Here is a 25,569-nt window from a genome sequence, read left to right as displayed (position 1 = left end):
GGGTTTGACATGATAAGAAAAAATATCCTCATCACAGGTGCCAGTTCTGGACTCGGCAAAGGCATGGCCGTCGAGTTTGCTAAAAAAGGCAGAAATCTGGCATTGTGCGCCCGCCGCATGGAGCGGTTGGAAGAGCTTAAAAAAACGTTACTGGAGATCAACCCGGCCATCACCGTATCGATAAAATCGCTGGACGTTAATCAGCATGACGACGTATTCACCGTGTTCCGAGAATTTCAGCAGGAAATGGGGCAGCTGGATCGGATGATCATTAATGCGGGCATGGGCAAAGGGGCGTCGGTAGGCACAGGTTACTTTCATGCCAATAAACAAACAGCCGAAACAAACTTTGTTGCCGCGCTGGCGCAAGCCGAGGCGGCCATGGAAATATTTCGCGAGCAAAATGTCGGGCACCTGGTCACCATTTCTTCAATCAGTGCGGTGCGTGGTTTCCGTCGCGCGATGACAGTGTATGCCGCCACCAAAGCAGCATTAACATCCATGAGTGAGGGTATCCGCATTGATGTGATGAACACACCCATTAAAGTGAGTTGCGTGCACCCCGGGTTTATTCGCAGCGAAATTAATGAAAAAGTCGAAAAAGTGCCGTTTATCGTGGATACCGAAACCGGCTGTAAAGCCCTGGTCAAAGCGATTGAAAAGGAGAAAGCCAACACTTATGTCCCAGCATGGCCCTGGGCGTGGATGCACTGGGTTTTGAGGATGGTTCCGGCGAAGTCCTTGAGAGGAATGAGTTAAAAGGTTTAAATATCAGTACTATCTGGAGCAGTGGCGCTGGTCTCTTATCTGGTAAGCCGGTAGCATCAAGCCACTTTTTAACCAATATTAAGCGTTAAAATATTTTTCGAGCGGGTCGAATAAAAAGTGTTTTTCTTAGGCACAATACTGATAAAATAATGCAGTTTTTATCAGTGTAACCTGATGTTTAAGATAAGCTCAGGGCTTGCGGTATTATTGGTTATTCAGGGAAAAGGAGTTCGGTTTGTTTACTAGTCGTTTGCTCAGTAATTTGGTGTTTGCTAACTTACTGCCTGTCAGTTTGTTTCGCCTTTCAATCTTTAGTGTACTCGCATTTTTCCTAACCGCCTGCGGTTCGTCTGAGAACGAGGACCCGCAACAGGATCGCGTTGCCGATGAAAGACCCAATATCATCGTCATTTTCACCGACGATCAGGGGTATGCCGATGTTGGTGCGCAAAACGTTGTCAGTGACATTCTTACCCCCAACATTGATGAGTTAGCAGCTTCTGGCGTGCGTTTCGAAAATGGTTATGTTACTGCCCCTCAGTGCACTCCTTCTCGTGCAGGCTTGTTAACCGGGATATATCAACAGCGATTCGGCCTTGACAATAATTACTTCACACCAATGGATTTAAGTGTCACTACGATTGCAGAGAGACTAAAAGGTGCGGGGTATGCTACGGGTATGGCAGGAAAGTGGAATATTGATATTGATAACAATTCTGATGTCTGGGGAGCTCAAAACTACCCTTCCATCGTTCCGTTCAAGGCGACAGAGGTGCCCTTCGAGGTTAGAAGAGAATATTTTCCTGACAACCGCGGTTTTGACGACGTATTTGCAGGTTCACGCAAATGGTATTGGCGAAACTTTACAAAGGAAGGTAAAGATGCGAAAGCTGACTACGTTGAGGACAATGAGTATCGCTTGGACTTAGTCAGCAAAGCAGCGGTTCAGTTTATCCATCGTCATCATGATGAGCCGTTTTTTCTTTACGTTGCGCCATTTGGGCCCCACGTTCCGCTCGAAGCAAAAGAAGAAGATTTAGCGCTTTTTAGTGGTGACATGAAAACCCGCAGACGTTACGGTTTGGCTATGATGTATGCCATTGATCGTGGTGTCGGCCAAATTCAGGATGCACTTAGAGAACACGGTCTTTTAGAAAATACGTTAATTGTGTATACCAGCGATAATGGTGCACCCACTGGAATTTCGATGCCTGATGAGCCCTTGGATGACGGCAATTGGGGCGTTTGGGATGGCTCAGTTAATACGCCTCTCACCGGAGAAAAAGGCATGCTGACCGAAGGGGGAATTAAGGTTCCTTTCATTGTTAGTTGGCCTAAAAACTTTCCAAAAGGAGAAGTGAGAACAGAACCTGTTTCGACATTGGACATTGGATTTACCGCTGCAAAGGTTGCTAATGCCGATACAGTTGGGATGGATGGCTTAGATGTCGTACCTTTACTCACCAACCAAGATGGGGCAGGTGATCAATTTCAACAAAGGGAACTCTATTGGCGATTTTATGATCAGCGGGCTGTCAGGAAAGGTGATTATAAGTATTTGCAGGCGGGTATAAAAAGAGAATACCTTTTTAATATTGTGAATGACCCAAATGAAACCCAGAACCTGATCGATGTTCTGCCAGATGAAGCCGGTCAACTTAGAGAATTATTTTGGGAATGGGATAAACAAATGTTCAGGCAAGATGAGTTACGAGAGTTAAGTACGCCAATTGGTCTTCAATTTGATACCTATTTTAAAAATCGACTGTAGAAAAAAAAGTTATTCAACATTTATCCCAATGAAAAAAAGGCGAAATTGCGGCGCAAGCCGCAACCTCCCACGCTGTTATTATAAAGCTTAAAAAAGTATTGCTAACCAATACACAATGCCTGGGTATACCGGCTTCTTTTAACGGGATCACATTCGTCCGCTTCACGCCCTGAGTCTTTCGACGCCCTTATTGTGGTTGTATTGCTTTGGTGGGGAAGGCGATTCATTTATACTTCACAAAACCGCAGTTATAAGAGAATTCCATGCCACGAGCCAGCGCCTACCATATTCTGGTAAAGACAAAAGAAGAAGCTGAAAACCTTAAACAACAACTGGCCAACGGCGCTAACTTTCAGCAGTTGGCTAAAAAGCATTCTATCTGCCCCTCCCGCAAACGCGGAGGGGATTTAGGAGAGTTTAATCGTGGAGATATGGTCAAAGCCTTTGACGATGTTGTATTCAAAAAAAACCTGTTTGAAGTGCATGGCCCGGTCAAAACCAAATTTGGTTTTCATTTGATTAAGACGGTGTATCGCAGTTAGGTTTTTTGAAGTGCTCATGAATCCGCAGCACACACTAAATACTGTCAGTTTTTTGCAAAGGCGATTAACTCTTTACCTGACAGTCGATAGCCCAGCCATTCGTCTTTGGCTTTAGCTCCAAACGATTCATAAAAATCTATGGCCGGTTTGTTCCAGTCCAGCACGCTCCATTCGAATCGGCCGCAATTATTATCTACCGCATGTTTAGCCAGATATTTCAGTAGTGCTTTGCCGGCACCTTTTCCTCTGGCATCTGGAGTCACGTAAAGATCTTCAAGGTACACGCCGTTTTTGCCTTGCCAGGTCGAGTAGTTGTAGAAGAAAACGGCAAACCCGACTGGCATCTCATCGTCTTCACAAATGACACAATGGGCAGTGGCAGTTTCGGAAAACAACGAGCGTTTAATATCATCAACAGAGGCTTCGACTTCATCTTCTGCTTTTTCGTAAATCGCCAGCTCGGTAATAAACTGGTGGACTAAAATAGCGTCATTGGCTGTCGCTGGTCGGATGAAAAGTGTCATAAAGCTTCCTTAAAAGAAAAGGGGCTGTAGAAGCCCCTATAAATTATTTCGAATGAATGATGGCTGCATCCGGCTCTGCAGGTTTCTTGCGAATTTTATTCGCTATCCATCTGAACGGCACACCTAAATCAATCAGGATTAGGTACAGACAGGGCACCAGTATCAGAGTCACCAGAGTGGCATAGAGTACCGAGAAGCCCAGTGCTATGGCCATAGGAATAACAAAGGCCGCCTGTAAGCTGGTTTCAAACATGATGGGCAACACGCCTACAAAGGTAGTGATCGAGGTCAGCGTAATGGCTCTGAACCTGGCACCACCAGCTTCAGCGACCGCCTCACGAATCGCATAGCCCTGTTTGCGGCGTTGATTAACATAATCTGTCATCACCAACGAATCATTAATCACCACCCCGGCGGCGGCGATAAGACCGAAGGTCGACATCATGCTTAAATCCATGCCAAACAGGAAGTGACCCCAGATGGCGCCAGTTAAACTAAATGGAATAACCGACATGATAATTAACGGCTGGCCATAGCTCTTTAAAGGCACCGCCAATAAAATATAAACCAGTATCATTGCCGCGACAAAAAACAGGATCTGCTCATTTTGCTGGGCCTGTTGCTCTTCAATATCACCGCCTAGTTCCGTCATTACTGAGGGAAACTGCTCTTTTAGCTGCGGTAATAACTTGTCGTCGATTTGTTCAACCACTTCGTTAGGTTCAATCGCAATTTCATCAATTGAGCCCCAGACATAGACACTGCGATAGCCACCTTCACGGCGTATGTAGCTGATCCCCGGTTTTTCTTCCAGTCTTACTACGTCACCGAGCATGACCTCTTTACCCGAAGGGGTGGTGATAACCGTGTATTTCAGGTCAGCGAAACGCGCGCGGGTCATTTCGGGGTAACGTACCATTACGCGCACTTCTTCACCGTCACGGATCACCCGCTGTGCTTCACCCCCATAGAACCCCGCACCTACCTGATTTGCGATAGTAGATAAGGTAATCCCCAAATCGTAGGCTACCGGCAACAGCGTCATCTGTACTTCTTTACTTTCCGGGTCGATGGTTGAACTGACATCAAACAGCCCCGTTTGCTGCTGAAGCATACTGATAAACTGGCGACCAGCTGCATTTAACGTTTGAATGTCGGGTCCGAACAGGAGATAACCAAACTCACCATCCTCACCGCCTCCGTTGACGTCATCCTGTACCACGAACGACTTCATGCCGGGAATTTCAGGGATGGCTTCACGCCAGCGACGGGCCAGCTCAAAGGTATCAAACGGGCGCTTATCTTCGTGTACCAGCGGTACTACAATTCGACCCTCAGTACGCTCCTGATTGAACGCAAGAAGATCTTTAATCATGCCGGTACCATATTCCTGCTTGATTTTCTCCTCTTCGCTATAGATGACGCTTTCAATCGTGCGCAAGGCGTCGATAACCGCGGTATCAGAAACATTACTGTTCATCTCAATACGGACGCTGGGGAAATCATGCGGTACTTTAGGTTGTGGTACGAAACGTACGTAATTGGCAGCCATTAAGCCTAAACTTATTAATAGCATAGCGACAAACATCATCAACACCGCCCAGCGCCACTCTAGAGCTTTTTCAACCGTTCTGCGGTATGGCCCATGTATGATGCCGTTAAAACGGGTGTTGAATTTGGCACGCCAACTGTCGGGTTTGATTGGTTTAAAGTTAGTGTGCGCAATGTGGGCGGGCAAAATAAGCTTGGACTCGATTAAGCTGAAAAACAGACACAAGATGACCACCACGGCAATGTTGTAGAAGAACGCACCGTCCGGACCACTGCTTAAGGTAAAAGGTGCAAATACCGCGATCGTAGTCAGTACACCAAAGGTGGCCGGTGTCGCCACGCGCTTGGCACCGCGGATAACGTTATCTATACCGCCGCCTTTGTGCTCTATTTCTGTGTAGGCGCTTTCTCCTATAACAATCGCGTCATCGACCACGATACCCAGCACCATAATAAAGGCGAACAAGGACAGAATATTGATACTGACACCGAATACAGGCATAAGCATGACCGCACCTAAAAAACAGATAGGTAATCCAATCATGACCCAGAACGCCAGGCGGAAACGCAAGAAAAGCGTCAACATCAACGCCACCAGAATCGACCCCTGAAACAGGTTCTTAAGCATCATGTCCAGGCGGGCGTTAAGATAGTATGTCATATCAACCAACACTTCCAGACTGACACCGTGGGGTAAGGTCTTGTTTTTTTCCTCTATGTACGCTTTGACATTCTCCGCGACCGGGATCATGTTCTGAGTTTTGGTGGCTTTAACTGACATGTAAATGGCGTTTTTGCCATTGTATTTAAAGTAACGTTCACCTTCAGTAAAACCATCCTTTACGGTGGCGATATCGGAAAGTAAAACCCGCGAACCATTTTCGCCGATTTTGATAGGAATCGACTCGAACTCTTTTCCATCGTAGAACTGATTTTCTACCCGCACCGAGATTAATCCGGCCTGGGTTTTTATCTGACCTGCTGAAAGATTGGTGGAGTAACTGCTAATGGCGCGGGTAACATCATCAATGGTGAGATTATAACGACGCAACATCTCAGGCAGCACTTCCACCGCAATTTCATCATCCGGCGCGCCCATATCGACCAATGAAACAGTGCCTAATTGCAGTAATTCATCTTCAACTTCTTTGGCCAGCTGTTTAAGCTCATCCAGCGGTAAATCACCCACCAGCGGCATTTCGATGACATCTTGTTTGAATTCAATCTGTGAAACGGTGACTGGCTCCATACCAGCGGGGAAGGTGGCGATGCTATCCACCCGCAGCTTCACCTTGTCCATGACATCTTTTAATTCTTCACCAGTGTCGACTTCAAACACTACGCGACCACTATTGCGAAAAGCGCGCGACACGGTTTTCTTAATTTCGGTAACGTCTTTCACCGATTCTTCAATTTTGATGAGAATACTCTCTTCAATTTCCTGCGGTGACGCGCCAGGGTACTGTGCCCATATCTCGATATAATTGATCTCGATGTTGGGAAACATCTGACGTTGAATGGTGTTATAGCCAACAATCCCCATGACAATGAGGAAAAACATGAGCAGGTTGGCAGCAACGGAGTTGCGCGCAAACCAGGCAATAATGCCCTTATGGGTATCGTAGTTGTCATTCATGAGCTACGTCCTCAAGGTTGCGCTGCGCTGGTCATAGCGATATCGCCATTGCTGGAAATCACTTTAACTTCCATGCCTTCCTGTGGATACTCTGGTAAGGTTTTTACCACCCGGTCCTGGTTGAAATTACCCCGGATGAGGAAATAGCCGCCATCTTCACGAACCACATCGACCTGATTGGCGGTGAGTTTGTCTTCGCCATCGAGGGTCCACAGTTTTTTGTTGGTCACCAGTTCCTGAGGAATGCGGTAAACGTTGTCGACGGTTTTACCGGAGAAATTGACTTGCACGTAACTACCAAACTTGATAGGGCGTTGCTGAGTGCGAATCCCATATGGATCATCTATTCTGGCCACCAGGTGTGCCATACGTGTGGCCTGATCAACAATGCCAGTATCGCGGTGCAGTAGGGCTTCTCGTGCTGTTTGCTTATTATCGCCAATACTTACTGTTGCTTTACGTTCCATGATTTGCTCAGGTAAAAAGGCCTGATCGAAACCCGCCACAGGAAAGGTAACTTCGGCTGTCTCAATGCTGTAAAGCGTTGCTGCTATTGTACCTGTACTCACAAAATCACCTACACCGATATTGCGGGAAACCACCAGCGCATCATAGGGTGCTTTGACTTCGCAATTATCAAGATCGCGGTGAGCAAGCTTAAGTTGTGCCTGAGCTGATTTTACCGCCGCCTGAGCGCTAAGCATCTGCGGCTTACGCAGGTATAAATCACTGACGTTACCGCTGGCGAGTTTAGTGGCTTCCTTTTTGGCAACCTGTGCCTGCGCTTCCTCCTGGATAAGCTGCGCTTGCGCTGAGCTTAAATTAGCTTCTGCCAGCAACAGCGCGGCTTCATAGGCATCTTTCTCGATGGTGAACAGGGTTTCACCGCGCTTGACCAGCCCCCCGTTGACGAAATGTTTGTTCCACGACACCACTTCACCAGAGACCTGTGCAGCCAGATTAGTGCTTTCAAGCGGTGCAACTTCACCATAGGCAGTAATCTCAACCGTATACGAATCAGTGTTGAGCTTGTCTATAGTGACCGATGGACGGGTGTCGACTTTTTCTTTGATTTCATCATCCGAAGCCGTCGCTTTAATTGCCTGCATGCCACCAAAACCGATTGCGAGTATGGCGACCGGAAGTACAATTTTAATCCATTTCATGTTTAACCACTTCTTGTTGGTGCATTTAATTCACATAGTACCGCGAAAAACGCTTAATTTGACCGCATAATTGTAACGAACTGTTAGTGTGCTGTTAATAAATTAATGACGCAGGACACGATATTTATTTTGAGAATAATCTGAACGTGAAGCTGATCATCTGATGGATCCGCTCAGTATAAACTATTCTTTTATATATCAATCGCTTTTGGAATCAAAACGGTGCTGTGGTTTCTTTCTGTGCATATCATTACGCTTTTTGTCTGGACAGCTTCAGTGCTGTACATCCCAGCATTGATAGCGATGGAGACGCAAAAGCAAAAAGAATTTATGCAGCATCCAACGGGGATGGGGTCAGTTGCGCGACTGGTGTTTACCCATATTGCATCACCCTTTGCAGTAGTTTCTATCATAGCCGGTACATTGACGTTTGTGGTGGCTGATATCCTTATTTTCTGGTTATTGGTGAAACTGACACTGGTGAGTCTGATGGTGGTCTTTCACGCTTGCCTTGCCCTGCTGATAACACGGTTCGAAAGGGAGAACACCAAGAACCTGGTGCTCTATAGCTGGATTTTATTTACCGCATTGTCGGTGTGTATTGTGGCCATCTTATGTGTTGTTTTGATGAAACCTGCTGAACCGGAGATGCTGCCATGGACACTTTAGGGGTCAACTAAATGGTCATCTTTTTGCACCACATCGACACCGATACCATATTCATAAACCAGTTGTGCCCCCAGCGAGCCGGTAATGTTGATCATTACAGCGGTGAGCAAGCTTACATACAAGCCCCAGGGCATAATCTGGTGTGCTGGATCATCACCCAGTCGCAACATTACATTGAGCGTTGCCAGCGACAACGACATTATAGCCAACAATCCGTGGGCCCAGGCCGACACAATTCTGCGGATTCGCTTAACCGAAAACACATCAATTGCGCCAGGAATGCTACCGAGTACTCCGAACAACAAGCCGGTGGTCGACAGGTAAAAGCCGGCTTTTCCCCAGAAAGGATCATAGGTGAAGATGTAGCAAATGTCAGTCACGACCAACAGCAACAGCAGGGCGACAGGGAAATGAATCAATGCCGGATGCAATGGATGACCTTTTATCAGCGAGCGGCTGTCAATTTTTTCCTCGCGCAACATAAACAAACTTTTCCTCAAGTAAGGGGTAATTGGTGTGGGTGATCGGGCAGTAAAAGTAATTATCCTGGCGATCACGTTGTCGCTATCAGGTTGTAACGGCCGTTACTCCATTTTGGATCCAGCCGGGCCGCATGCACAAGCGGTAATGTGGCTTTGGTGGGGGATGTTAATTGTTGGCTCCCTCGTGTTATTTGGGGTGTGCGCCATCTGGTGGTACGCCATGCGAAAACCCCACAAAAAGTACAGCGAGGATGAAGTCAAAGGGGTGACGAATCGGTTGGTGGTGCTCGGGGGAATTGCCTTGCCGGTGGCGTGTATCACTGTGTTACTGGGTTTTGGCATCCCCATAGGACATAGTATGTTGCCCTGGCCAAGTGAACAGGCGATAAAGGTCGAGGTGCATGCAAAACAGTGGTTGTGGGAAGTGCACTACCCGGCACAGAATATTCAGTTACAGGACAAAATTGTCATACCGGCTGGCGTGCCGATTGATATCCACGTGAGTAGTGAAGATGTTATTCATAGTTTCTGGGTACCCAGGCTGGGCGGGAAAATGGATGCCATTCCAGGCAGAACCAATGTTCTAAGATTATTGGGTGACAAACCCGGCACATACGGCGGGCAGTGTGCGGAATATTGCGGACTGGCACACACAAAAATGAAATTTGAGGTATCGGTACTTGCGGAGCGGGAGTTTTCGCTATGGGTATCACAGCAGCAGAAGGAGCAGGCCAGCAGTGAATAACGACCTGTCATTACACGCACAATTTGCCAAAGTATGGGATAACCTGCCCGGGTGGGGACAATTGGCCGCAGTGAACCATACCTCAATCAGCCGCCGTTTTATGCTGACCGGTACGGTTTTTTTCATCATTGGTGGCGTATTAGCGATGCTGATCCGCTCGCAACTGGCGTTACCGGAACAGGAACTTATCTCGCCAGCGTTGTATGCTCAGCTTTTCACCATGCATGGCACGGTGATGATGTTTCTTTTCGCCATTCCTATTTTGGAAGGGGCCGCCATGTATCTGATCCCAAAAATGATTGGCACCCGGGATCTGGTATTTCCACGTTTAAGCGCATTAGGTTATTACTGCTATTTGTTTGGCGGCATTATTATCATGACCAGTCTGTTTTTGGGAATTGCACCCGATTCCGGTTGGTTTATGTATACCCCGTTATCCAGCGCAGAGTTTTCTGCTGGACCCGGTTCTGACTTCTGGTTACTGGGCATTACTTTCGTCGAAATCTCGGCGGTTTCTGCGGGTGTTGAACTGACTGTTTCAATCCTGCGCACCAGAGCACCCGGAATGTCGCTCAGTAAAATGCCGATATTTTGTTGGTACATTCTGGCTATGGCACTCATGATTGTGTTTGGTTTTCCCCCACTTATTCTGGCTAGTATTTTATTGGAGCTGGAGCGTGCTGCGGGTATGCCATTTTTTGACCCTGCAGCAGGTGGCGACCCCATTCTCTGGCAACATCTGTTCTGGTTGTTTGGTCACCCTGAGGTGTACATTATTTTCTTGCCTGCTGCAGGCATTGTTTCAACCATTATTCCGGTTTTTGCAGGACGCCCGCTGGTTGGTTACCGATGGATTGTTCTGGCCATTATTACCATGGGGTTCGTCAGCTTCGGGCTGTGGGTTCATCACATGTTCACGGTAGGCATCCCGCAACTGGCGCAGGCGTTTTTTTCGATTGCCAGTATGCTGGTGGCCATCCCTACTGCAATTCAGGTTTTTGCATGGATTGCTACTTTATGGACAGGGCGTGTACGTTTTGAGTTGCCGATGCTGTGGATGTTTGGGTTTCTGTTTATTTTTGTTTGCGGCGGGTTAACCGGTGTGATGTTGGCGCTGGTGCCGTTTGACTGGCAAGTGCATGACACCCACTTCGTGGTGGCCCATTTTCACTACGTGCTAATTGGCGGAATGTTGTTTCCTTTGATTGGCGGGCTGTACTACTGGTTACCTCATTTGTCCGGTCGCATGCCCACTATGCACATGGGTAAATGGGCGTTCTGGCTTATCTTCATTGGTTTTAACGCCACGTTTCTGATGATGCATTTAACCGGACTGCTCGGCATGCCTCGCCGTGTGGTCACCTATGAAGCTGGCCTGGGATGGGACTGGCTGAACATGCTGTCTACTTTCGGTAGTTTTATTATGGCCAGTGGCTTTGGCATGTTGATGCTGGACGTTATTCTGCATTTTCGTTACGGACAAAAGGCAAGATTTAACCCCTGGCAAGCCGACACCCTGGAATGGGCGACAGGTACGCCTCCCACATCGTACAACTTTTTGAGCTTGCCCACGGTGAAAACGCGGCATCCGTTATGGGACAAGCCCGATTTGCGCTCGACTATCAGTGATGGTGCCCACGGCCTCAAGCGAATAGGTCATGGTCGACGTGAACTCTATGGCACCGATGCAGTGACCGGAAAGCTGATTGAAGTAATTCATATTCCCACCCATTCCTGGCTGCCGTTGGTGACTGCACTGTTTCTGGCCGCACTGTGCATCAGTTTATTGTCGCGCGCCTACCTTGTTGCGTTGGCTATCACCGTGATTGCAGCGATTTGCGTTTTTCGCTGGGCGTGGGTGAATGGCGCGCATAAAGAAATGGCCCCGCTAACGGCAGATGAAGAACAACGCGACGAGCCCAAACTGCACTCGCGCACCATGAATGGTCCGGGTCTGTGGGGCATGGTTGTGACCCTGCTCAGTGATGGCTCGCTGTATTTATCTTTGTTATTCGGCTGGCTGTATTTGTGGACCGTCGCGCCGGGCGGAAAAGTACCCGATGTTTCTGCTGTTTCAATCACTGCAATGACGATAAGTGGCGTCACGCTGACTGTCGCGGTGCTGTTGTATCACAGGGTGATAAAAATGTTACGCTCGGGCGCAGCATCAAAATTACCCGCTCAGTTTGCCGGAGTGTTTGTTTTTGGCGCATTGCATCTGGCTACACTCATCTATGTGACTATAACCAGTAAGTTAGCTGTCACCGACAACGCCCATGATGCCGCTTTATTTGTCATGCTGATGTTTTTGTTATTTCACAGCAGCATCGCAGTCGTCGCCTCTGGCTTACAAATATTCCGCGCTAAAAAAGGTTATATCAGTCAGGCCTTGCCTTACGAACCCGCTGTACTGCATCCATTCTGGCTGTTCACCCTCGGAATTTTCTGGGTCAGCTTCGCATGTTTTCTAATTATGCCGCTGGTGTGGTGAGTTAATATGAATCCTGGGCGTTTGCATCCAATACATTATGTAGCTGGCTGGATTATCTGGGCTATCTGGTTTGTCGCTGCTTATGGTGGGCTTGCAGTGGCGTGCAAAATTGAGCCACCCGCGCCCGAACAGGGCATTTTCAATTGGCTTAACCTCAGTTTCTTCGTCATCACCATGGTGGTTTTTGTTCTTCTCTGTCTTTACGCTGTGGACAAAAGAAAATTGCTCAAAGAGGCCCCCCCGCAAACCAAATTTGCCCTGCAAATAGCGACTGCGGTGTATGCATTTTCGGCATTCGGAACTTTAATGGTCGGGCTGGCTCTGGTGATGGTGACGCCATGTCTCTAGCGCTTTTACTACTTTTTTGTCTAGTTGTATGGTCAGGCCGGGCGCTTGCCCACAGCCCTTTCTCCAGTTCCGGAGAGGAAGGCATTGCTGCAGGCATCACCGCGGCTGTTGTTGTCCTGTTATGGTTTCTTTATGAAGTGGGGTGTCGTCGGGCAACGCCAGTGCCTTGGCGAAGATGGCTGTTTCATATCACGGTAATAATTACTCTGTTTACCATTTTAGGCCCGCTTGATAAGTGGGCAGAGCAAAGCGCCGCCGCACATATGACGCAGCACATGTTTATGATGGTTATCATTGCGCCTGCTTTCGCTTTAGCCCGGCCCTTACCGCAATATTATAAAGCGTGGGGCAGGTATGGTAAGAAAGCATGGGAGCTGGCCTTTAAGTTAACCCAGTATCCCATGCTGTGCGCGTATATTCATGGCGTGGTGCTCTGGTTCTGGCACATTCCAACTTTTTATATGCTCGCGGTGGAAAATCCGTGGGTACATATCATTGAACACGCCTGTTTTCTTATCACTGCGGTGTGGTTCTGGTGGGCTTGTTTGCATGCATTTTCAGGTAAGGCCCATTATGCATTACTGGCCTTACTGTTTACCCTCATGCACACGGGGTTTTTGGGGGCATTATTAACATTCGCCAACGCGCCATTTTATGGTGAGGCGAGGGGGCTTGCCGATCAGCAACTGGCCGGACTTATTATGTGGGTGCTGGGCGGATTGCCGTATATCAGCGCCGCTATCTGGGCCGCGAACAGATGGTACAAAAGATTCGACCGCGCGTTTTTAGATAATTAGTTTGGCATGTTGCTAAAGATGGAAACAAGATACGCTATTTACTTTCTATAATAAAAAGGGAGGTTAACGATTTGTGGAATTAAATCATATAAGTGACACTTACTTGTCCGCGAATTTTAAGTAGTTAAATTGAAAACATAACGTACATATAAACTAAAAAAGAAAAAGATATTATTAATAAAATGGGAAATAATTGATTTGATACATCACTTTCAATTTCGTTTAAATTAAACTCCTTATGTTCTAGTATTTTTTTGAGCGTCGAAGAAGAATTCGACTCTATGTATTTGAAAAAAATCAGCCCGCTTAATGCAGTTTGTAATAATATGATCACTATTAAGGTTAATGAGTTTATATCAAAATTAAATAGAGAAACAGATGTAAGTGCAAGCGCTAGAAAAAGAAGTGTGATGAAAACTTTTGTTTTGAAATTACTAAGTACTCCGGAATCACTAATTGAAATTAAAATCAACTCTCGTTTTTGCTTGGAAGTTAATTTATTACTATGTTTTTTAAAGATTTTGCTATATTTCATTTTGTTACCGTAGGGGCCGATGTTGTACAAGTAATTTCATGATTTTTTTGTTTTATAGCACTTTTCATTTTTTTTAGAGGCTCATTTAAATGTTTAGGGAATAGAGATTTTTCGTACGAAATTTTTGATTCTATCACTGAAATAAATTTTACTTCTAATTGACTTCTTAATCTTTCGAAAGAGTGAAAGTTGTAAGGAAAGACGTTTGCCTCAATCAGGTTGTCTACGATATTTTTAAATTTAACTGCTTCTAATTCATTCTTTGGATTACTTAGGTAATCAAATGCATTTAAGTTTTTATTAAATGGCTCAGCTTCAACACCAAGATCTAAAAATAGAGAAAACGCTTTGTCATTTAATTTTTCCGCGCTTAATAATGTCAAATTGTAATATTTTTCATTCTCATACCACATTCTTCCTATTTTTTTTTCAATATCGGAGGAGTAGATGAAAAGTCGTAAGACTTCAAAAGCATTTTCAGACTTGACCATTTTCACTAGATCATTGAAGGATGGTGTTATACCTACTTCAATTAGCAAATTTAATTGTTCACCTGTCAATGGATAAAAGTTGCCTATTAATATCGAAAATATACTGCCGCCATCAATGAAATAATTGTTGCTCAATTTGTTAGCTTGAATAAATTCAATAATTTTTTCAAAACTTCCTTCAGTAACAAGTTGAATTATTTCGTTTTCAATTTCAGGATCATACTTGATGTCATCATCCAGCGCAGTTAACGTCGTAAAATTTGTATCAAATATCTTAGTTTCTTCGTTATATTCAAAAAGTGAAAACCCGGATTGGTTAACAATTTTATTGACTTCATAATCATCCAAGCCTAGTTCAAAGAAATGTTCGTCCAATTTATTTAGTTCTTCATTTAAATTAAAGTTGCTATTTTTAAGTATATTTTTAAAATCTAAACACACCTCTTCTTTAACTATCGCAATATCTTCGGAAGAACTAATATGATCCTTTAAATCAGAATGAGCAGAACTAGATGCATCGTACTTAACGCTAATTTCTGATTTCCAACCTTCATTTCCAAAATGGTAATAAAGTGCGACTATGATTAGTAGAAATGTTGCAATTGACCTTAACACTGGTTTTATCTCAATAGCCTAAGATCTTCTTAGTACAAAATGATTTCTCTTTTTCTAAAATCATTTCGCAGGTAAGTGAGTTGTAAGCAATTGCTCCAGCAACAACTGCACTACATGCCCCTCCAATCGATGTACCGATTAGCGGATTAGAAGGAGGAAGTGAAAAGACGAATCCATTTGCAATACACAGAACGCCAGCAGCGCCGCCCAAGACTGCAACTTTTTGTTTACATTTGATTTCTGCTGTGTGTGCTACTGTCATACAAGCACCAAGCTTAGCGTAAAGCGCTGACTGACCTGTATATGCACGTTCCCGAGCCGCTGATAAAGCATCAATATTAAACTCAGAAGTAAGATTATCCCAATTTATCCCTGGATTTGAAGGATTAATTCCGAAAAGTATAGTCCTATTTCCTTTCACTTCAATACATTCATACCCTTTCGGACATTTGCCTGCCGCTTCAGCCAAATTTATCGATAATGCTAAAGATTTTGTGGATTCTTTAAAGGCTATATTGGTGTGTAACAGAAAAATGAAAGTTGAAAAGCAAACTAAGTTCTTTAAAAAACTCATAAAAATTCCCTTTTAAGTGTGTGCAAACAGCCCTTATTGAACAGGCATTGCGAGGCTATCCGTATATTTTTTCAAATATATGTGGTTACTTATTTCATTGTCAACATTTATTTTTTATGAAAATTTAATTAACGACAGAAATGGTAAGAGATAATTATGCGTTATATTTTAATTTCAGTTTTTAAGGTTTCTTTGCTCGTCCTAAATTGCGGAAAAGTTATTTAAAATCATGTTAAACCGTTTGTTTGATCAACTTTATATCGTGAAGGATCAAGATTACCCTTCTGTTGTATGCAAATCATCGATGGAGGTAGATTCTCAAAAAAATTTAAACCAATTGTTAGATATATAGAGTTAAATTGCAAAGGTTGGAAATATGGACACACGACCCATGCGTTGACATCACTCCAAGGTGTTCTTGCAAAAGCTATATTAGTCAGAATGAATGTGTTTTAAGTTGTTGAGGATTCAATCGTCACTTAAATCAAGCTGCCCGGCAATATGCCCACTCAATTCAGCCACCAGCTGTTGCATTTGTAATACCGCATGGTCGAAACCGTCCTCTTCTAAGGGCCGTTGTAAATTGAAAATATGCATGGTTTTGCTTTGGTCCGCATACATGATCCAGTATTTTCCGCGCAACACGGCCTGTCCGTCAGAAGTGGGTAAAAAGTCATCTACGACAATGGCTACATCGGCGCTTGATAGTGCGTCGTTGTGTTGAGCCAGGCCAGCAGGTACTGACAGGATCTGATGTTGCTGCCAGAGTGAATCTTCCAACGCCTTAATCATGCCGCTTTGAACGGGTTCGGCCCACACGTGTTGCGGTGAAAAATGCAGCGTAGTGGGGCTGGTCTGCATTACCAGACTGCGTTGCTTGAGGTATTCTGGCAATACCAGTTTTTGCAGCGACAGTTGATAACCTGGCTGTTGCCCCGCTTTGTTGTCACTGTGGGGAGAGTGCAGCAGATAGTAATTTAAATTTATAGACTGAGACGCACAGCCTGATATCACTACAACAAACGCGATCAACCACCATCTTGCTTTCATCAATTTGCTCCAGACTTTTGTGCTTTAGGTTGTATATCAGCTTCATTGCCTGTAGCAAAAATAAGCCCATTAGGTTTTTGATTCAATTGCAATATCAGTGGCTGAATACTGCGCAACGTATCTTGCAATGAATCCATGGTTTCCTGAATTTCTGATTTACTTAAACCACCTTCGGTGTAATTTTGCAGCAGCGTGGACATATCATCCAACACTTCGTTGAGATTACCATTTAGTTGCTCTGCATCAATTTCCGTCACCAGTGTGTCAAAGTTGTCGGCTGTGGTCTTCACCGATGCCGCCGCTTCGCTTAAATCAGTGATAACGGTGCCGATGTCACCGACCAGCTTGTCTAGCGGTAACTGATTGATTTTATCTAAAATGGCGTCAGCTTTCTGGGTTAACTGGGTAAACTCATTGGAGACCGTGGGGATCACATCAAACCCGTTGATAGTCTCTAGCGGAATGGGCTTGTGATCCTTTATGTGTTTCAAATCTACAAACAGGCCTCCCGTCAGCACATTCCCCATACGAAGACTGGCACGTAAGTCCTGCGCAATCCACTTTTGCATAGTTTGCTTGACGAGGTTTAAGCCGATTTCACTGTCATCCTGACGCACTTTGCCCGGATAAATGGAGATGACAACAGGAATGGGGAAATCCTGCTCTAAAATGCTGCCCTCCACAACATTTCCAGCATTGATACTGCGAACCTCGCCAATTTCGATGCCGCGGTATTCTACGGGCGCACCAACTTTTAATCCGCGCACTGTTTCGTCGATCAGTAGCAGATACTCTGCCGCCAGCTTAAAGCGGGCATTGATGGCAGCCGTTTGATCTTCATAGATAGTGAAAAATGCATTGCCAGTGATTTGTTCACCGGAATTCACCCCTTCAGGTATTCCAAATGTAATACCATTAGCCAGTAACGTTTCCAGACTGCCTGTTTCAACTTTCACGCCACTGGATTCTAAATTGAGTTTTACCCCACTTACGTTCCAGAAGCGGGTATTTTGCGTGATCAACTTGTGATAAGGCGCTCGGATAAAGGCATCGTAGTACACGACTCGTTCCTCGATATTAAATGACGAGTCTTCAAATTCTCCAACCTTAAACCCTTTATAAATAATCGGATCGCCAGCTTTGTAGGCTAACTCGTCATCACTTTTTAACGAGAGGTGCAGGCCAGGTGTACCTTGCGGGGTCACTGGCGGGCGTTCCTGAGCAATGAAGTGATAGGTTTCTATTCCTTCATCGTGTGCGCTCATGGCTATATAAGCGCCTGAGAGCAGGGTGTTTAAGCCTGACACTTCGGAAAAGCTGATGCGGGGCGCCACCACCCAGAACTGGGTTTTATCCGTAAGTAAATACGCCGCCCCTTTATCAATGCGCGCGTGCACAATGACCCCTTCCAAATCCTGTTTGAGCTCGATTTTCTTGACCTGGCCAATATTAAGATCGCGCACCTTGATAGGGGTTTTATTAACATCAATGCCTGCTGCTGATTTCATCTCGATGGTGATCATGGGCCCCTGATTATTCCACTGATACCAGATAAGCCAGCCGCCAACAATGATTACAAGAAAAGGGATAATCCAGATCTTGGAAAGTTTCGAAGTGGGCTTAATATGCGCTTCTTCGTTCATACAACAGACTTCCTGTTTTGCCAGATCAATCGAGCATCGAAGGTCATAGCAGCTATCATGGTGATAAATACAACTGCACAAAATGCTAATGCAGCGGGCCCCGGGTAAATGGCCAGGGTGTTACCCAATTGAATCAATGCAACCAATATTGCTACCACAAAGACATCTATCATCGACCAGCGACCGATCCATTCTACGAGTCGATAATATTTGGTGCTTGCGTGTGGATTACTCAGCTTCCCTGATTGCACACTAAAATTCAACCATGCCAATACCAGAATTTTTGCCACGGGTACTACCACGCTGGCCACCAGAATTACAATGGCGATAGGGTACGAGCCCATTTCCCATAATGAAATAACACCACCAATGATGGTATTGGGCTCATTTCTGCCAAACACGTTTGTATTCATTATCGGCAGCGTATTGGCGGGAATATATAGCAGCGTTGCCGTTAATAATAGTGCCCATGTACGCTGAACGCTGGTGGTTGCGTTATGAGGAGTAAGCGGTTTTTCTGTTGGTACTTTTTTGCCGTGAACCCAATAGGCTGTTTGTGAAGCGTCAAAATAAAACAGAGCAATACTCATGGTAACGGTGAAACCAAAGTACGTGTAAAAAGACGGGCCAACCTGAATATCGGCAAGTGAGGTAATTTTTATCAAACTAACTAAAATTCCCACTAAAAAGATTTCAGCCATGCTCCAGGGCAGGGCCACCATAACCATATTGTAGATGCGTCGTAAATAAGGCGAATAATGATGGGTCATACGGGCCCACATCAGCCAGAAGATGCCAATCAGCAACACGGCGGGCAAAATCACTGTGGCCAAGCCGGTGACAATAGCCAGAGATAAATAATCGTTATCCACTAACACCGCGAGGGCAGCCCATAAATCAACCGAGTGATGCTGACCATTCAGTTTAAAGGTAAGAAAATCGAAAAGCAGAGATAAGACGAGCAATACCACGGCGCTGGAAGCCATCGCCATGGTAATTTGTGTCTCATTATGACGATATGTCAGCAGGGTATGGCCACATCGTGGACATACCGCTTTTTGCTTATGTTTCAAGGTGGGCAAACTACTTACTTTGCCACAATCCTTACAGGACACCTTTAATCCGTGCGGATTCGCCATCGCGTTCCTTTAACTGCAATCTGTTAGCTGACTATTTGTTTTATTATCTATACGATAGATACTAAAAAGCCAGTCAATCAGATTAACTGGCTTTAATAAAAAGTGCTTCTTTATAAGGACTTAGCCATTAAAAACTGGCGTTACCCGGTGTTCTGGGGAAGGGGATCACGTCGCGCACGTTCTGCATTCCAGTTACATAAGCAACCAGGCGCTCAAAGCCTAAACCAAAGCCGGCGTGGGGAACTGTGCCGTAACGACGCAAATCGCGATACCAGCTGTAGTCTTCCTTATCTAAGCCCATTTTTTCAAGACGCTCGTCAAAAACGTCTAAGCGTTCCTCACGTTGCGAACCACCGATGATCTCACCAATGCCAGGCGCCAGAATATCCATTGCGGCGACCGTTTTACCGTCATCATTCAAGCGCATATAAAAGGCTTTAATGTCTTTCGGGTAGTTTTGCATAATAATAGGAGCGCCTACATGCTCTTCTGCCAGATAGCGCTCGTGCTCAGATGACAAGTCTACCCCCCAATCGACTGGGAATTCGAATTGTTTACCACTCGCTTTAAGTATCTCAATGGCGTCCGTATAGTCCATGCGTACAAAGTCAGACTTCACCAGTTTTTCCAGGCGATTAATGACGTCTTTGTTGATACGCTGAGCGAAGAAAGCCATATCGTCGGCACGCTCTTCAAGTACGGCTTTACACACATACTTCAACATGTCTTCAGCGAGTTGCGCAACATCAGCCAGATCGGCAAATGCCACTTCTGGCTCAATCATCCAGAATTCGGCAAGATGACGGGAGGTATTGCTGTTTTCGGCACGAAATGTAGGACCAAATGTGTATACCTTGGACATCGCATTACAGTACGTTTCGACATTTAACTGCCCGGAGACGGTAAGGTAGGTTTCTTTACCAAAAAAATCCTGGCTGTAATCAACATCGCCTTTATCGGTGCGCGGAATGTTCATCATATCCAGCGTGGAAACACGAAACATTTCACCCGCGCCTTCGGTATCACTCGCGGTCAAAATGGGCGTGCTGATCCAATAGTAACCACGCTCATGGAAGAAGCGGTGGATAGCCTGTGACAGACAGTTGCGTACACGAGTAACCGCACCGATTACGTTGGTGCGAGGGCGCAAGTGCGCATATTCCCGTAAAAATTCTATTGAGTGGCGTTTTGCGGCCATTGGATAGGTGTCGGGATTTTCCACCCATCCTACAACATCAATGGTGCTAGCTTCAATTTCTAATGCCTGCCCCTGGCCCTGTGACTCTTTTACTGAGCCTACAACAGCTATGGCACAGCCTGCAGTCAGACGTTGGACATCTTGATAATTAGATAACGAATTTAACGCAATAACCTGTACAGGGTCGAAACAACTACCATCATGAAGGGCTACGAACGAAAGGCCTGCTTTGGAATCCCGGCGTGTTCTCACCCAGCCTTTTACTGTTACTTGTTCGCCAACCGCGTACTTTCCTTTAAGCACGTCGACAACGGGCGCATGCGTCATTATTACGTCTCCAATAATTTATGTCAGAAGTGGCAAATATCTTCGCACACTTAGTTTATTTGTGCACTCACTGCTATACTTTTTTGCACATGACGTGAGTTGTTTATGCGCGAAAAACAGCAGTTTTTAATTATCGCCATGCTCATTTTAGCGCATGGATCTGGCTGTCAGATTTCTGCCGTATAGATGAAAATAGCTACAGGCAGCTAGTATACTCATCCTTTGATTGGTTACCAGAGAATAGTGACTGCATGACACGAAAAAATAGCGAGGAAGGGCGTCCCCTGGAACGGCGTCATAAGCCAAAAACAAAAGATGGTTTCTATCGACTTATCACCATTATCAACGCATTGGCATGGGCAATTTTAGTTGCCGCGTTGATCACGTTTCATTTTGCGCGTCCTGAATTCGTTAGTGGCGTTCAGGAATATTGGGGAGTAGAAGCCAGCACAGGCTGGTCGAGTGAACACGTCACCAGACTGTTCGCTTTGCTGCAATTGTGTCTTGGACTCAGCTTGGTGACCATGTTGTTGAGAGCGCGCCGTACTCGACGGCGCAACGATTATTACGGCATCAACCTGTTTATTCTGGTTGGCATTTGCGCGATCAGCTTGTTTACCTTAACGATTCACGTTTTGTAGCACCTCCAGTAAATCGAAAGGTAAGATTAACTGATGAAAGCTGAATTGATTAGGAAGTACGTATAAACGACGTAAGCCAGCAAAAATGCACCTCCTTCTAATCTGTTAAGCCTGCCGGGCCTTTTGATACCAATGCAGAAAACTAACAGTGCCACTGATGCTGCCAGCATGAAGCCGATGTCCCGATACAGAAATATGGGTTCAACCTGCATGGGTTGTATCAGTCCGGCAATCCCAACCACGGCTAATGTGTTAAACATGTTTGAGCCAATTACGTTACCCAGTGCCAGATCATGTTCACCTTTTCTAACCGCCATCAATGAAGAGGCGAGTTCTGGCAGTGAGGTGCCAATAGCAATAATGGTTAGACCGATAATAGTGTCACTTACACCAAAGAAAGTGGCAACTTCGACCGCTCCCCACACCAGTACTCGCGATGACGCGATGAGCAGGAGCAGACCTGTCAGCAACCAGATCAGGTTCATTTTTATCGAGGAGTCAGCATGACTGATTTCTTCGGTGAACTCTTCTGCCAATGCGTCTTTATCACCGCGAATGCCCTGCCAGATGCTCCATGAAAACAGTAAGATAAATATGCCAATCAGCATAAAGGCGTCATCTTTGGACACCTGCAAATCAAGCAATTGCCAGGCAGCCAAAAACATAATGCCCAGCATGATCGGCAGTTCGCGCCGGATAATTTCAGAGCGCACAGCGATAGGACTGATAAGGGCTGTGAGGCCCAGAATCAGTGCAATGTTAGCGATATTCGAGCCATACGCATTACCCAGCGCTATTCCGGAGTTGCCCTGCATGGCGGCAAAAACGGAGACAATAATTTCAGGTGCAGAGGTGCCGAACCCGATGATTAACATGCCGATTAGCAGGGGAGATACCCCAAAGTGATTTGCAATTCCGGCTGAGCCATTAATAAATTTTTCAGCGCTCCACAGTAAAACCGGCAAGCCTACAATGATTGCGATAATCGCCAGAGTCATTCTCTCTCCTTAAAAGTTCCGCTATTTTTTACTTGCTATTTTAGTTAGATAGCGGGATTGTCTATGTTAATGGTGACGATAAAAAAATATACACAAATAACACTTTGTAATTTTGCGACATTGTATACACTGCGCCACCATAAAGGTAATCCTGATTTGGTATTTATTGGTTTTTTGACCACAATCAGATCCATTAAATTTTAATAAGTGGAATTAATATTAGCCGATGCACAACACGTTAATTGTAACCGACGATATAGCCCTCTTCCCTGAGACTGATTTATCAGTGATGAGCTTTGATGATTACCTGGCAGATTTTCCAAAGTTGAATGAACCCAAAACCCGGGTGATAAATCTTTGTGATACAAATAAGTATCTGAGTCAGGGCTACTATTGTTCATTGTTAGCGCAAGCGCGTAGTCATAAGGTTTTGCCCAGTGTTAACACGATTAATGACCTCCGGCTTGACCCAACCGGTAAAGGAGCGGTGCGCATTTCTTTACCTGAAAAGTTTGTGATGCCTGAGAATGTATCGTTACCCACAACGTTTTATGTGTTTTTCGGTCGTTCTAATGCCCCGCATTTTAAGGAAATTGCCACCAAAGCATTCAACCAGTATCCGTGCCCCATATTACAACTTACACTGCATTTGGCGCAGGAATCTGAGTCAAACACAAAATCTAATGGGAAACATCACAATATTGGATTTGTTGAGTGTGAAGCAATAGGCTTAAGCCAGCTTCCAAAAGAGCTGCAAAGCACCTGTATCGATGAGTTGCGTGCCTATACCACACGGCAATGGCAGGATATACGTAAGGGTAAGCACATGCGCTGGGACATGGCAATTTTGGTCAATCCTGATGAGCCCACCCCGCCCAGTGATGACAAGGCGCTTAAAAACTTTGTCAAAGCGGCTGAAAAGGTAGGCTTTCATGCACAAATAGTGAACCAGTTGACCCCACAGGATTTGGGCCATTTTGACGCGCTGTTCATTCGTGAAACCACCGCAATTGACCATCATACCTATCGCCTGGCGCGCAGCGCAGAACGGGAAGGATTAGTGGTCATTGATGATACTGAATCCATTCTGCGTTGCTGTAACAAAGTATTCTTGCAGGACGCATTTACGTATCAAAAGGTCCCTGCACCGCGCAGTGAACTGATATCTGAAGTCAGTGATGAAATCTGTAACAAGTTGATCGAAGATTTAGGTATGCCGCTGGTTCTTAAGTTGCCAGAGAGCTCGTTTAGCCGCGGGGTGTATAAAGTTGAAGATCCAAAAGAGCTTAAAGCTAAATTAAAGGACATGCTCGCAGGCTCGGCCCTTGTGCTCGTACAGGAATATGTCTTCACAGAATTTGACTGGCGGATAGGCGTGCTAGGCGGGAAACCTATCTACGCCTGCAAATACTATATGGCGAGAAATCATTGGCAAATCTATCACCATAAAGGTGATTCGATGAGTTCAGGTGGCTTTACCACTATGCCCACGTTTGAAGTGCCAAAACCGGTAATTCAGGCTGCCATCAAGGCTGCTAAAGTAGTCGGTACTGGCTTATATGGCGTTGACATAAAACAATCAGGAAATAAGGTTTACGTGATAGAAGTCAATGATAATCCAAGCATTGATGCTGGGGTTGAAGACGATTATTTAGGTAAAGAGCTGTATCAGATTATCATGCAGGAATTTGCTAACCGTTTAGAGCAACGAGGTCGATGAGCGACATTGATAAGGGCGAAGTAAGCCTCCGTCAGGCTACGCTTGATGATTTAAAAACGTTGGTCAATATTGAGCTGCGGTGTTTTGAAAATGACAGACTTAGTGAACGCAGGATGCGTTATTACATTAATGCCAGTCATGCCAGTTTAGTGGTGGCAGAAGTTGATGGTGAAGTATTGGCCTACGCATTGTTGTTGTTGCGCCAGGGCACGCAATTGGTACGACTTTACTCTATTGCGGTGCTACCAGAAGCAAGAGGGAAAAAGATTGCTGATAAACTGATTGCTGAGCTGGAACAGTTTGCGCTGAGCCGCGGTAAGCATTTTATGCGTCTTGAAGTTTCAGAAAACAATACCTCAGCCATCAGCGTGTATGAGCGGCTGGGTTTCAAGCGGTTTGGCATCTATTCCGATTATTACGAAGATCACAGCGACGCCGTACGTATGCAAAAAGTGTTGCGTTTATCCCATAAAGCCAAAGTGCAGGATGTGTATCCCTGGTATCGGCAAACCACTGAATTTACCTGCGGTCCGGCCGCATTAATGATGGCCATGAAGAAACTGTCTCCTGACTTTGCCATGCGCCAGCAAACTGAGCTTGATCTCTGGCGCAGAGCCACCACGATTTACATGACCTCAGGTCACGGTGGTTGTCATCCTATCGGGCTGGCGCTTGCTGCGCATGAGCAGGGGTATCGGGCTGAGGTCTGGTTAAATCAGGGCTTACCGTTGTTTGTCGAGGGGGTGCGCAACCAGCATAAGAAAGACATTATTACGTTGGTAGAAAATCATTTTGAACAGCAAGCGAAAGAGACGGACGTACCGGTTAAACAGTTTAACTGGGGCATTGCAGATTTAGAAGCGGCGTTTAAAGCAGGAGCAACCGTAGTGTGTCTGGTAAGCACGTATCCGTTTGCGAAGTTAAAAGCTCCGCACTGGGTCGCTGTCACACATGTGGACGACAAATGTTTTTATCTGCATGACTCGGACCCGACCACCTACGAAAGTCATTTCCTGGAATTTCAGCACATTCCAGTGGCGCGAGAAGATTTTCTTCGTTTTACCTGTTACGGTAAACGTAAAATTCGTTCAGCCATCATATTGTACCCGCCTCAGCGATAGGCTGAGTCTGCAAGCGTACAACTGCGC

22 protein-coding genes are annotated in these 25,569 nt (G+C 45.5%); 11 read left to right on the top strand and 11 right to left on the bottom strand.

Features of this window, described 5'->3' with window-relative positions; translation table 11 throughout:
• Positions 1–9: 9 nt before the first annotated feature.
• The 3 genes from HCJ96_RS05105 to HCJ96_RS05095 all read left to right on the top strand — a co-directional run bounded on the left by HCJ96_RS05105 (position 10) and on the right by HCJ96_RS05095 (position 3,081).
• Entirely contained in the window at positions 10–759 is a 750-nt protein-coding gene (locus HCJ96_RS05105; RefSeq protein WP_169209974.1) for an SDR family oxidoreductase, read from the top strand.
• A gap of 244 nt (positions 760–1,003) precedes the next feature.
• On the top strand, positions 1,004–2,539 hold the full coding sequence (locus HCJ96_RS05100) for a sulfatase family protein (protein WP_169209973.1): 1,536 nt from the start codon (positions 1,004–1,006) through the stop codon (positions 2,537–2,539).
• A 263-nt stretch (positions 2,540–2,802) separates the two neighbouring features.
• Positions 2,803–3,081 carry a peptidylprolyl isomerase gene (locus HCJ96_RS05095; RefSeq protein ID WP_169209972.1) on the top strand — a complete coding sequence of 93 codons (279 nt, stop codon included), beginning with the start codon at positions 2,803–2,805 and terminating at the stop codon, positions 3,079–3,081.
• A gap of 44 nt (positions 3,082–3,125) precedes the next feature.
• Here the strand turns inward: HCJ96_RS05095 and HCJ96_RS05090 are convergent, their stop codons facing one another.
• Genes HCJ96_RS05090 through HCJ96_RS05080 form a run of 3 tightly spaced genes read right to left on the bottom strand, consistent with a single transcriptional unit; the run spans position 3,126 to position 7,958 of the window.
• On the bottom strand, positions 3,126–3,605 hold the full coding sequence (locus HCJ96_RS05090; protein ID WP_169209971.1) for a GNAT family N-acetyltransferase: 480 nt from the start codon (positions 3,603–3,605) through the stop codon (positions 3,126–3,128).
• 43 nt (positions 3,606–3,648) lie between these two features.
• The gene (locus HCJ96_RS05085; protein WP_169209970.1) at positions 3,649–6,792 is read right to left on the bottom strand and encodes an efflux RND transporter permease subunit; all 3,144 of its coding nucleotides are present in this window, start codon (positions 6,790–6,792) and stop codon (positions 3,649–3,651) included.
• Positions 6,793–6,803: 11 nt separating this feature from the next.
• Positions 6,804–7,958 (bottom strand): efflux RND transporter periplasmic adaptor subunit, encoded by a 1,155-nt coding sequence (locus tag HCJ96_RS05080; RefSeq protein WP_169209969.1) that lies wholly within the window; start codon positions 7,956–7,958, stop codon positions 6,804–6,806.
• Between the two features lie 222 nt (positions 7,959–8,180).
• Between HCJ96_RS05080 and HCJ96_RS05075 the strand changes: the two genes are divergently transcribed.
• Positions 8,181–8,627, top strand: coding sequence for a CopD family protein (locus tag HCJ96_RS05075; RefSeq protein ID WP_169209968.1), 447 nt, complete (start codon positions 8,181–8,183; stop codon positions 8,625–8,627).
• Here HCJ96_RS05075 and HCJ96_RS05070 read toward each other — a convergent pair.
• A complete protein-coding gene (locus HCJ96_RS05070; RefSeq protein WP_169209967.1) occupies positions 8,624–9,109 on the bottom strand; it encodes a DUF2231 domain-containing protein in 486 nt (161 codons plus the stop codon). The two genes, HCJ96_RS05075 and HCJ96_RS05070, sit on opposite strands and share 4 nt — an antisense overlap.
• Before the next feature lie 34 nt (positions 9,110–9,143).
• Between HCJ96_RS05070 and coxB the strand changes: the two genes are divergently transcribed.
• The 4 genes from coxB to HCJ96_RS05050 are packed head-to-tail and all read left to right on the top strand — an operon-like array spanning position 9,144 to position 13,490.
• Positions 9,144–9,854, top strand: coding sequence for a cytochrome c oxidase subunit II (gene coxB / locus HCJ96_RS05065; protein ID WP_343034662.1), 711 nt, complete (start codon positions 9,144–9,146; stop codon positions 9,852–9,854).
• Positions 9,847–12,345 (top strand): cytochrome c oxidase subunit I, encoded by a 2,499-nt coding sequence (ctaD, locus tag HCJ96_RS05060; protein ID WP_343034660.1) that lies wholly within the window; start codon positions 9,847–9,849, stop codon positions 12,343–12,345. The genes coxB and ctaD overlap by 8 nt, the downstream gene beginning before the upstream one ends.
• Positions 12,346–12,351: 6 nt before the next feature.
• Complete coding sequence (locus HCJ96_RS05055) at positions 12,352–12,693, top strand: hypothetical protein (RefSeq protein ID WP_169209965.1); 342 nt, start codon at positions 12,352–12,354, stop codon at positions 12,691–12,693.
• The gene (locus tag HCJ96_RS05050) at positions 12,684–13,490 is read left to right on the top strand and encodes a cytochrome c oxidase assembly protein (RefSeq protein WP_169209964.1); all 807 of its coding nucleotides are present in this window, start codon (positions 12,684–12,686) and stop codon (positions 13,488–13,490) included. Before HCJ96_RS05055 ends, HCJ96_RS05050 begins: the two co-directional genes overlap by 10 nt.
• A gap of 531 nt (positions 13,491–14,021) precedes the next feature.
• On the opposite strand, the gene HCJ96_RS05045 is transcribed toward HCJ96_RS05050, so the two are convergent.
• The 6 genes from HCJ96_RS05045 to asnS all read right to left on the bottom strand — a co-directional run bounded on the left by HCJ96_RS05045 (position 14,022) and on the right by asnS (position 21,062).
• Positions 14,022–15,131: a hypothetical protein gene (locus HCJ96_RS05045; protein ID WP_169209963.1), complete on the bottom strand. Its 1,110-nt coding sequence runs from the start codon at positions 15,129–15,131 to the stop codon at positions 14,022–14,024.
• A 10-nt stretch (positions 15,132–15,141) separates the two neighbouring features.
• Positions 15,142–15,705 (bottom strand): hypothetical protein, encoded by a 564-nt coding sequence (locus HCJ96_RS05040; RefSeq protein ID WP_169209962.1) that lies wholly within the window; start codon positions 15,703–15,705, stop codon positions 15,142–15,144.
• Between the two features lie 468 nt (positions 15,706–16,173).
• Entirely contained in the window at positions 16,174–16,755 is a 582-nt protein-coding gene (locus HCJ96_RS05035; protein WP_169209961.1) for a PqiC family protein, read from the bottom strand.
• Positions 16,755–18,398, bottom strand: coding sequence for an intermembrane transport protein PqiB (pqiB, locus tag HCJ96_RS05030; protein ID WP_169209960.1), 1,644 nt, complete (start codon positions 18,396–18,398; stop codon positions 16,755–16,757). Before pqiB ends, HCJ96_RS05035 begins: the two co-directional genes overlap by 1 nt.
• Positions 18,395–19,537: a paraquat-inducible protein A gene (locus HCJ96_RS05025; RefSeq protein WP_169209959.1), complete on the bottom strand. Its 1,143-nt coding sequence runs from the start codon at positions 19,535–19,537 to the stop codon at positions 18,395–18,397. Before HCJ96_RS05025 ends, pqiB begins: the two co-directional genes overlap by 4 nt.
• Positions 19,538–19,664: 127 nt before the next feature.
• Positions 19,665–21,062 (bottom strand): asparagine--tRNA ligase, encoded by a 1,398-nt coding sequence (gene asnS / locus HCJ96_RS05020; protein ID WP_169209958.1) that lies wholly within the window; start codon positions 21,060–21,062, stop codon positions 19,665–19,667.
• Between the two features lie 251 nt (positions 21,063–21,313).
• Here asnS and HCJ96_RS05015 point away from each other — a divergent pair, with 251 nt between their 5' ends.
• Positions 21,314–21,703 carry a hypothetical protein gene (locus HCJ96_RS05015; RefSeq protein ID WP_169209957.1) on the top strand — a complete coding sequence of 130 codons (390 nt, stop codon included), beginning with the start codon at positions 21,314–21,316 and terminating at the stop codon, positions 21,701–21,703.
• Positions 21,704–21,729: 26 nt separating this feature from the next.
• On the opposite strand, the gene HCJ96_RS05010 is transcribed toward HCJ96_RS05015, so the two are convergent.
• Entirely contained in the window at positions 21,730–22,701 is a 972-nt protein-coding gene (locus HCJ96_RS05010) for a calcium/sodium antiporter (RefSeq protein WP_169209956.1), read from the bottom strand.
• Positions 22,702–22,927: 226 nt separating this feature from the next.
• Here HCJ96_RS05010 and HCJ96_RS05005 point away from each other — a divergent pair, with 226 nt between their 5' ends.
• Both HCJ96_RS05005 and HCJ96_RS05000 read left to right on the top strand, forming a co-directional pair.
• Positions 22,928–24,421, top strand: a complete 1,494-nt coding sequence (locus HCJ96_RS05005) for a RimK family protein (RefSeq protein ID WP_169209955.1) — start codon at positions 22,928–22,930, stop codon at positions 24,419–24,421.
• Positions 24,418–25,542, top strand: a complete 1,125-nt coding sequence (locus HCJ96_RS05000; RefSeq protein WP_169209954.1) for a GNAT family N-acetyltransferase/peptidase C39 family protein — start codon at positions 24,418–24,420, stop codon at positions 25,540–25,542. Before HCJ96_RS05005 ends, HCJ96_RS05000 begins: the two co-directional genes overlap by 4 nt.
• Positions 25,543–25,569 lie beyond the last annotated feature (27 nt).

This window comes from Alteromonas ponticola, from assembly GCF_012911815.1.
Classification (GTDB): domain Bacteria; phylum Pseudomonadota; class Gammaproteobacteria; order Enterobacterales; family Alteromonadaceae; genus Alteromonas; species Alteromonas ponticola.
This window is presented reverse-complemented; position numbering and strand designations above follow the sequence as displayed.

Excerpts from the sequence above, each read along its gene's own strand:
- HCJ96_RS05105 (WP_169209974.1), top strand. The coding sequence starts at position 10 with ATGATAAGAAAAAATATCCTCATCACAGGTGCCAGTTCTGGACTCGGC.
- HCJ96_RS05040 (WP_169209962.1), bottom strand. The coding sequence starts at position 15,705 with ATGAGTTTTTTAAAGAACTTAGTTTGCTTTTCAACTTTCATTTTTCTG.
- HCJ96_RS05070 (WP_169209967.1), bottom strand. The coding sequence starts at position 9,109 with ATGTTGCGCGAGGAAAAAATTGACAGCCGCTCGCTGATAAAAGGTCAT.
- HCJ96_RS05085 (WP_169209970.1), bottom strand. The coding sequence starts at position 6,792 with ATGAATGACAACTACGATACCCATAAGGGCATTATTGCCTGGTTTGCG.
- HCJ96_RS05055 (WP_169209965.1), top strand. The coding sequence starts at position 12,352 with ATGAATCCTGGGCGTTTGCATCCAATACATTATGTAGCTGGCTGGATT.
- HCJ96_RS05095 (WP_169209972.1), top strand. The coding sequence starts at position 2,803 with ATGCCACGAGCCAGCGCCTACCATATTCTGGTAAAGACAAAAGAAGAA.
- HCJ96_RS05035 (WP_169209961.1), bottom strand. The coding sequence starts at position 16,755 with ATGAAAGCAAGATGGTGGTTGATCGCGTTTGTTGTAGTGATATCAGGC.
- pqiB (WP_169209960.1), bottom strand. The coding sequence starts at position 18,398 with ATGAACGAAGAAGCGCATATTAAGCCCACTTCGAAACTTTCCAAGATC.
- asnS (WP_169209958.1), bottom strand. The coding sequence starts at position 21,062 with ATGACGCATGCGCCCGTTGTCGACGTGCTTAAAGGAAAGTACGCGGTT.
- HCJ96_RS05050 (WP_169209964.1), top strand. The coding sequence starts at position 12,684 with ATGTCTCTAGCGCTTTTACTACTTTTTTGTCTAGTTGTATGGTCAGGC.
- HCJ96_RS05015 (WP_169209957.1), top strand. The coding sequence starts at position 21,314 with ATGACACGAAAAAATAGCGAGGAAGGGCGTCCCCTGGAACGGCGTCAT.
- HCJ96_RS05000 (WP_169209954.1), top strand. The coding sequence starts at position 24,418 with ATGAGCGACATTGATAAGGGCGAAGTAAGCCTCCGTCAGGCTACGCTT.
- HCJ96_RS05080 (WP_169209969.1), bottom strand. The coding sequence starts at position 7,958 with ATGAAATGGATTAAAATTGTACTTCCGGTCGCCATACTCGCAATCGGT.
- HCJ96_RS05005 (WP_169209955.1), top strand. The coding sequence starts at position 22,928 with ATGCACAACACGTTAATTGTAACCGACGATATAGCCCTCTTCCCTGAG.
- HCJ96_RS05025 (WP_169209959.1), bottom strand. The coding sequence starts at position 19,537 with ATGGCGAATCCGCACGGATTAAAGGTGTCCTGTAAGGATTGTGGCAAA.
- HCJ96_RS05010 (WP_169209956.1), bottom strand. The coding sequence starts at position 22,701 with ATGACTCTGGCGATTATCGCAATCATTGTAGGCTTGCCGGTTTTACTG.
- HCJ96_RS05090 (WP_169209971.1), bottom strand. The coding sequence starts at position 3,605 with ATGACACTTTTCATCCGACCAGCGACAGCCAATGACGCTATTTTAGTC.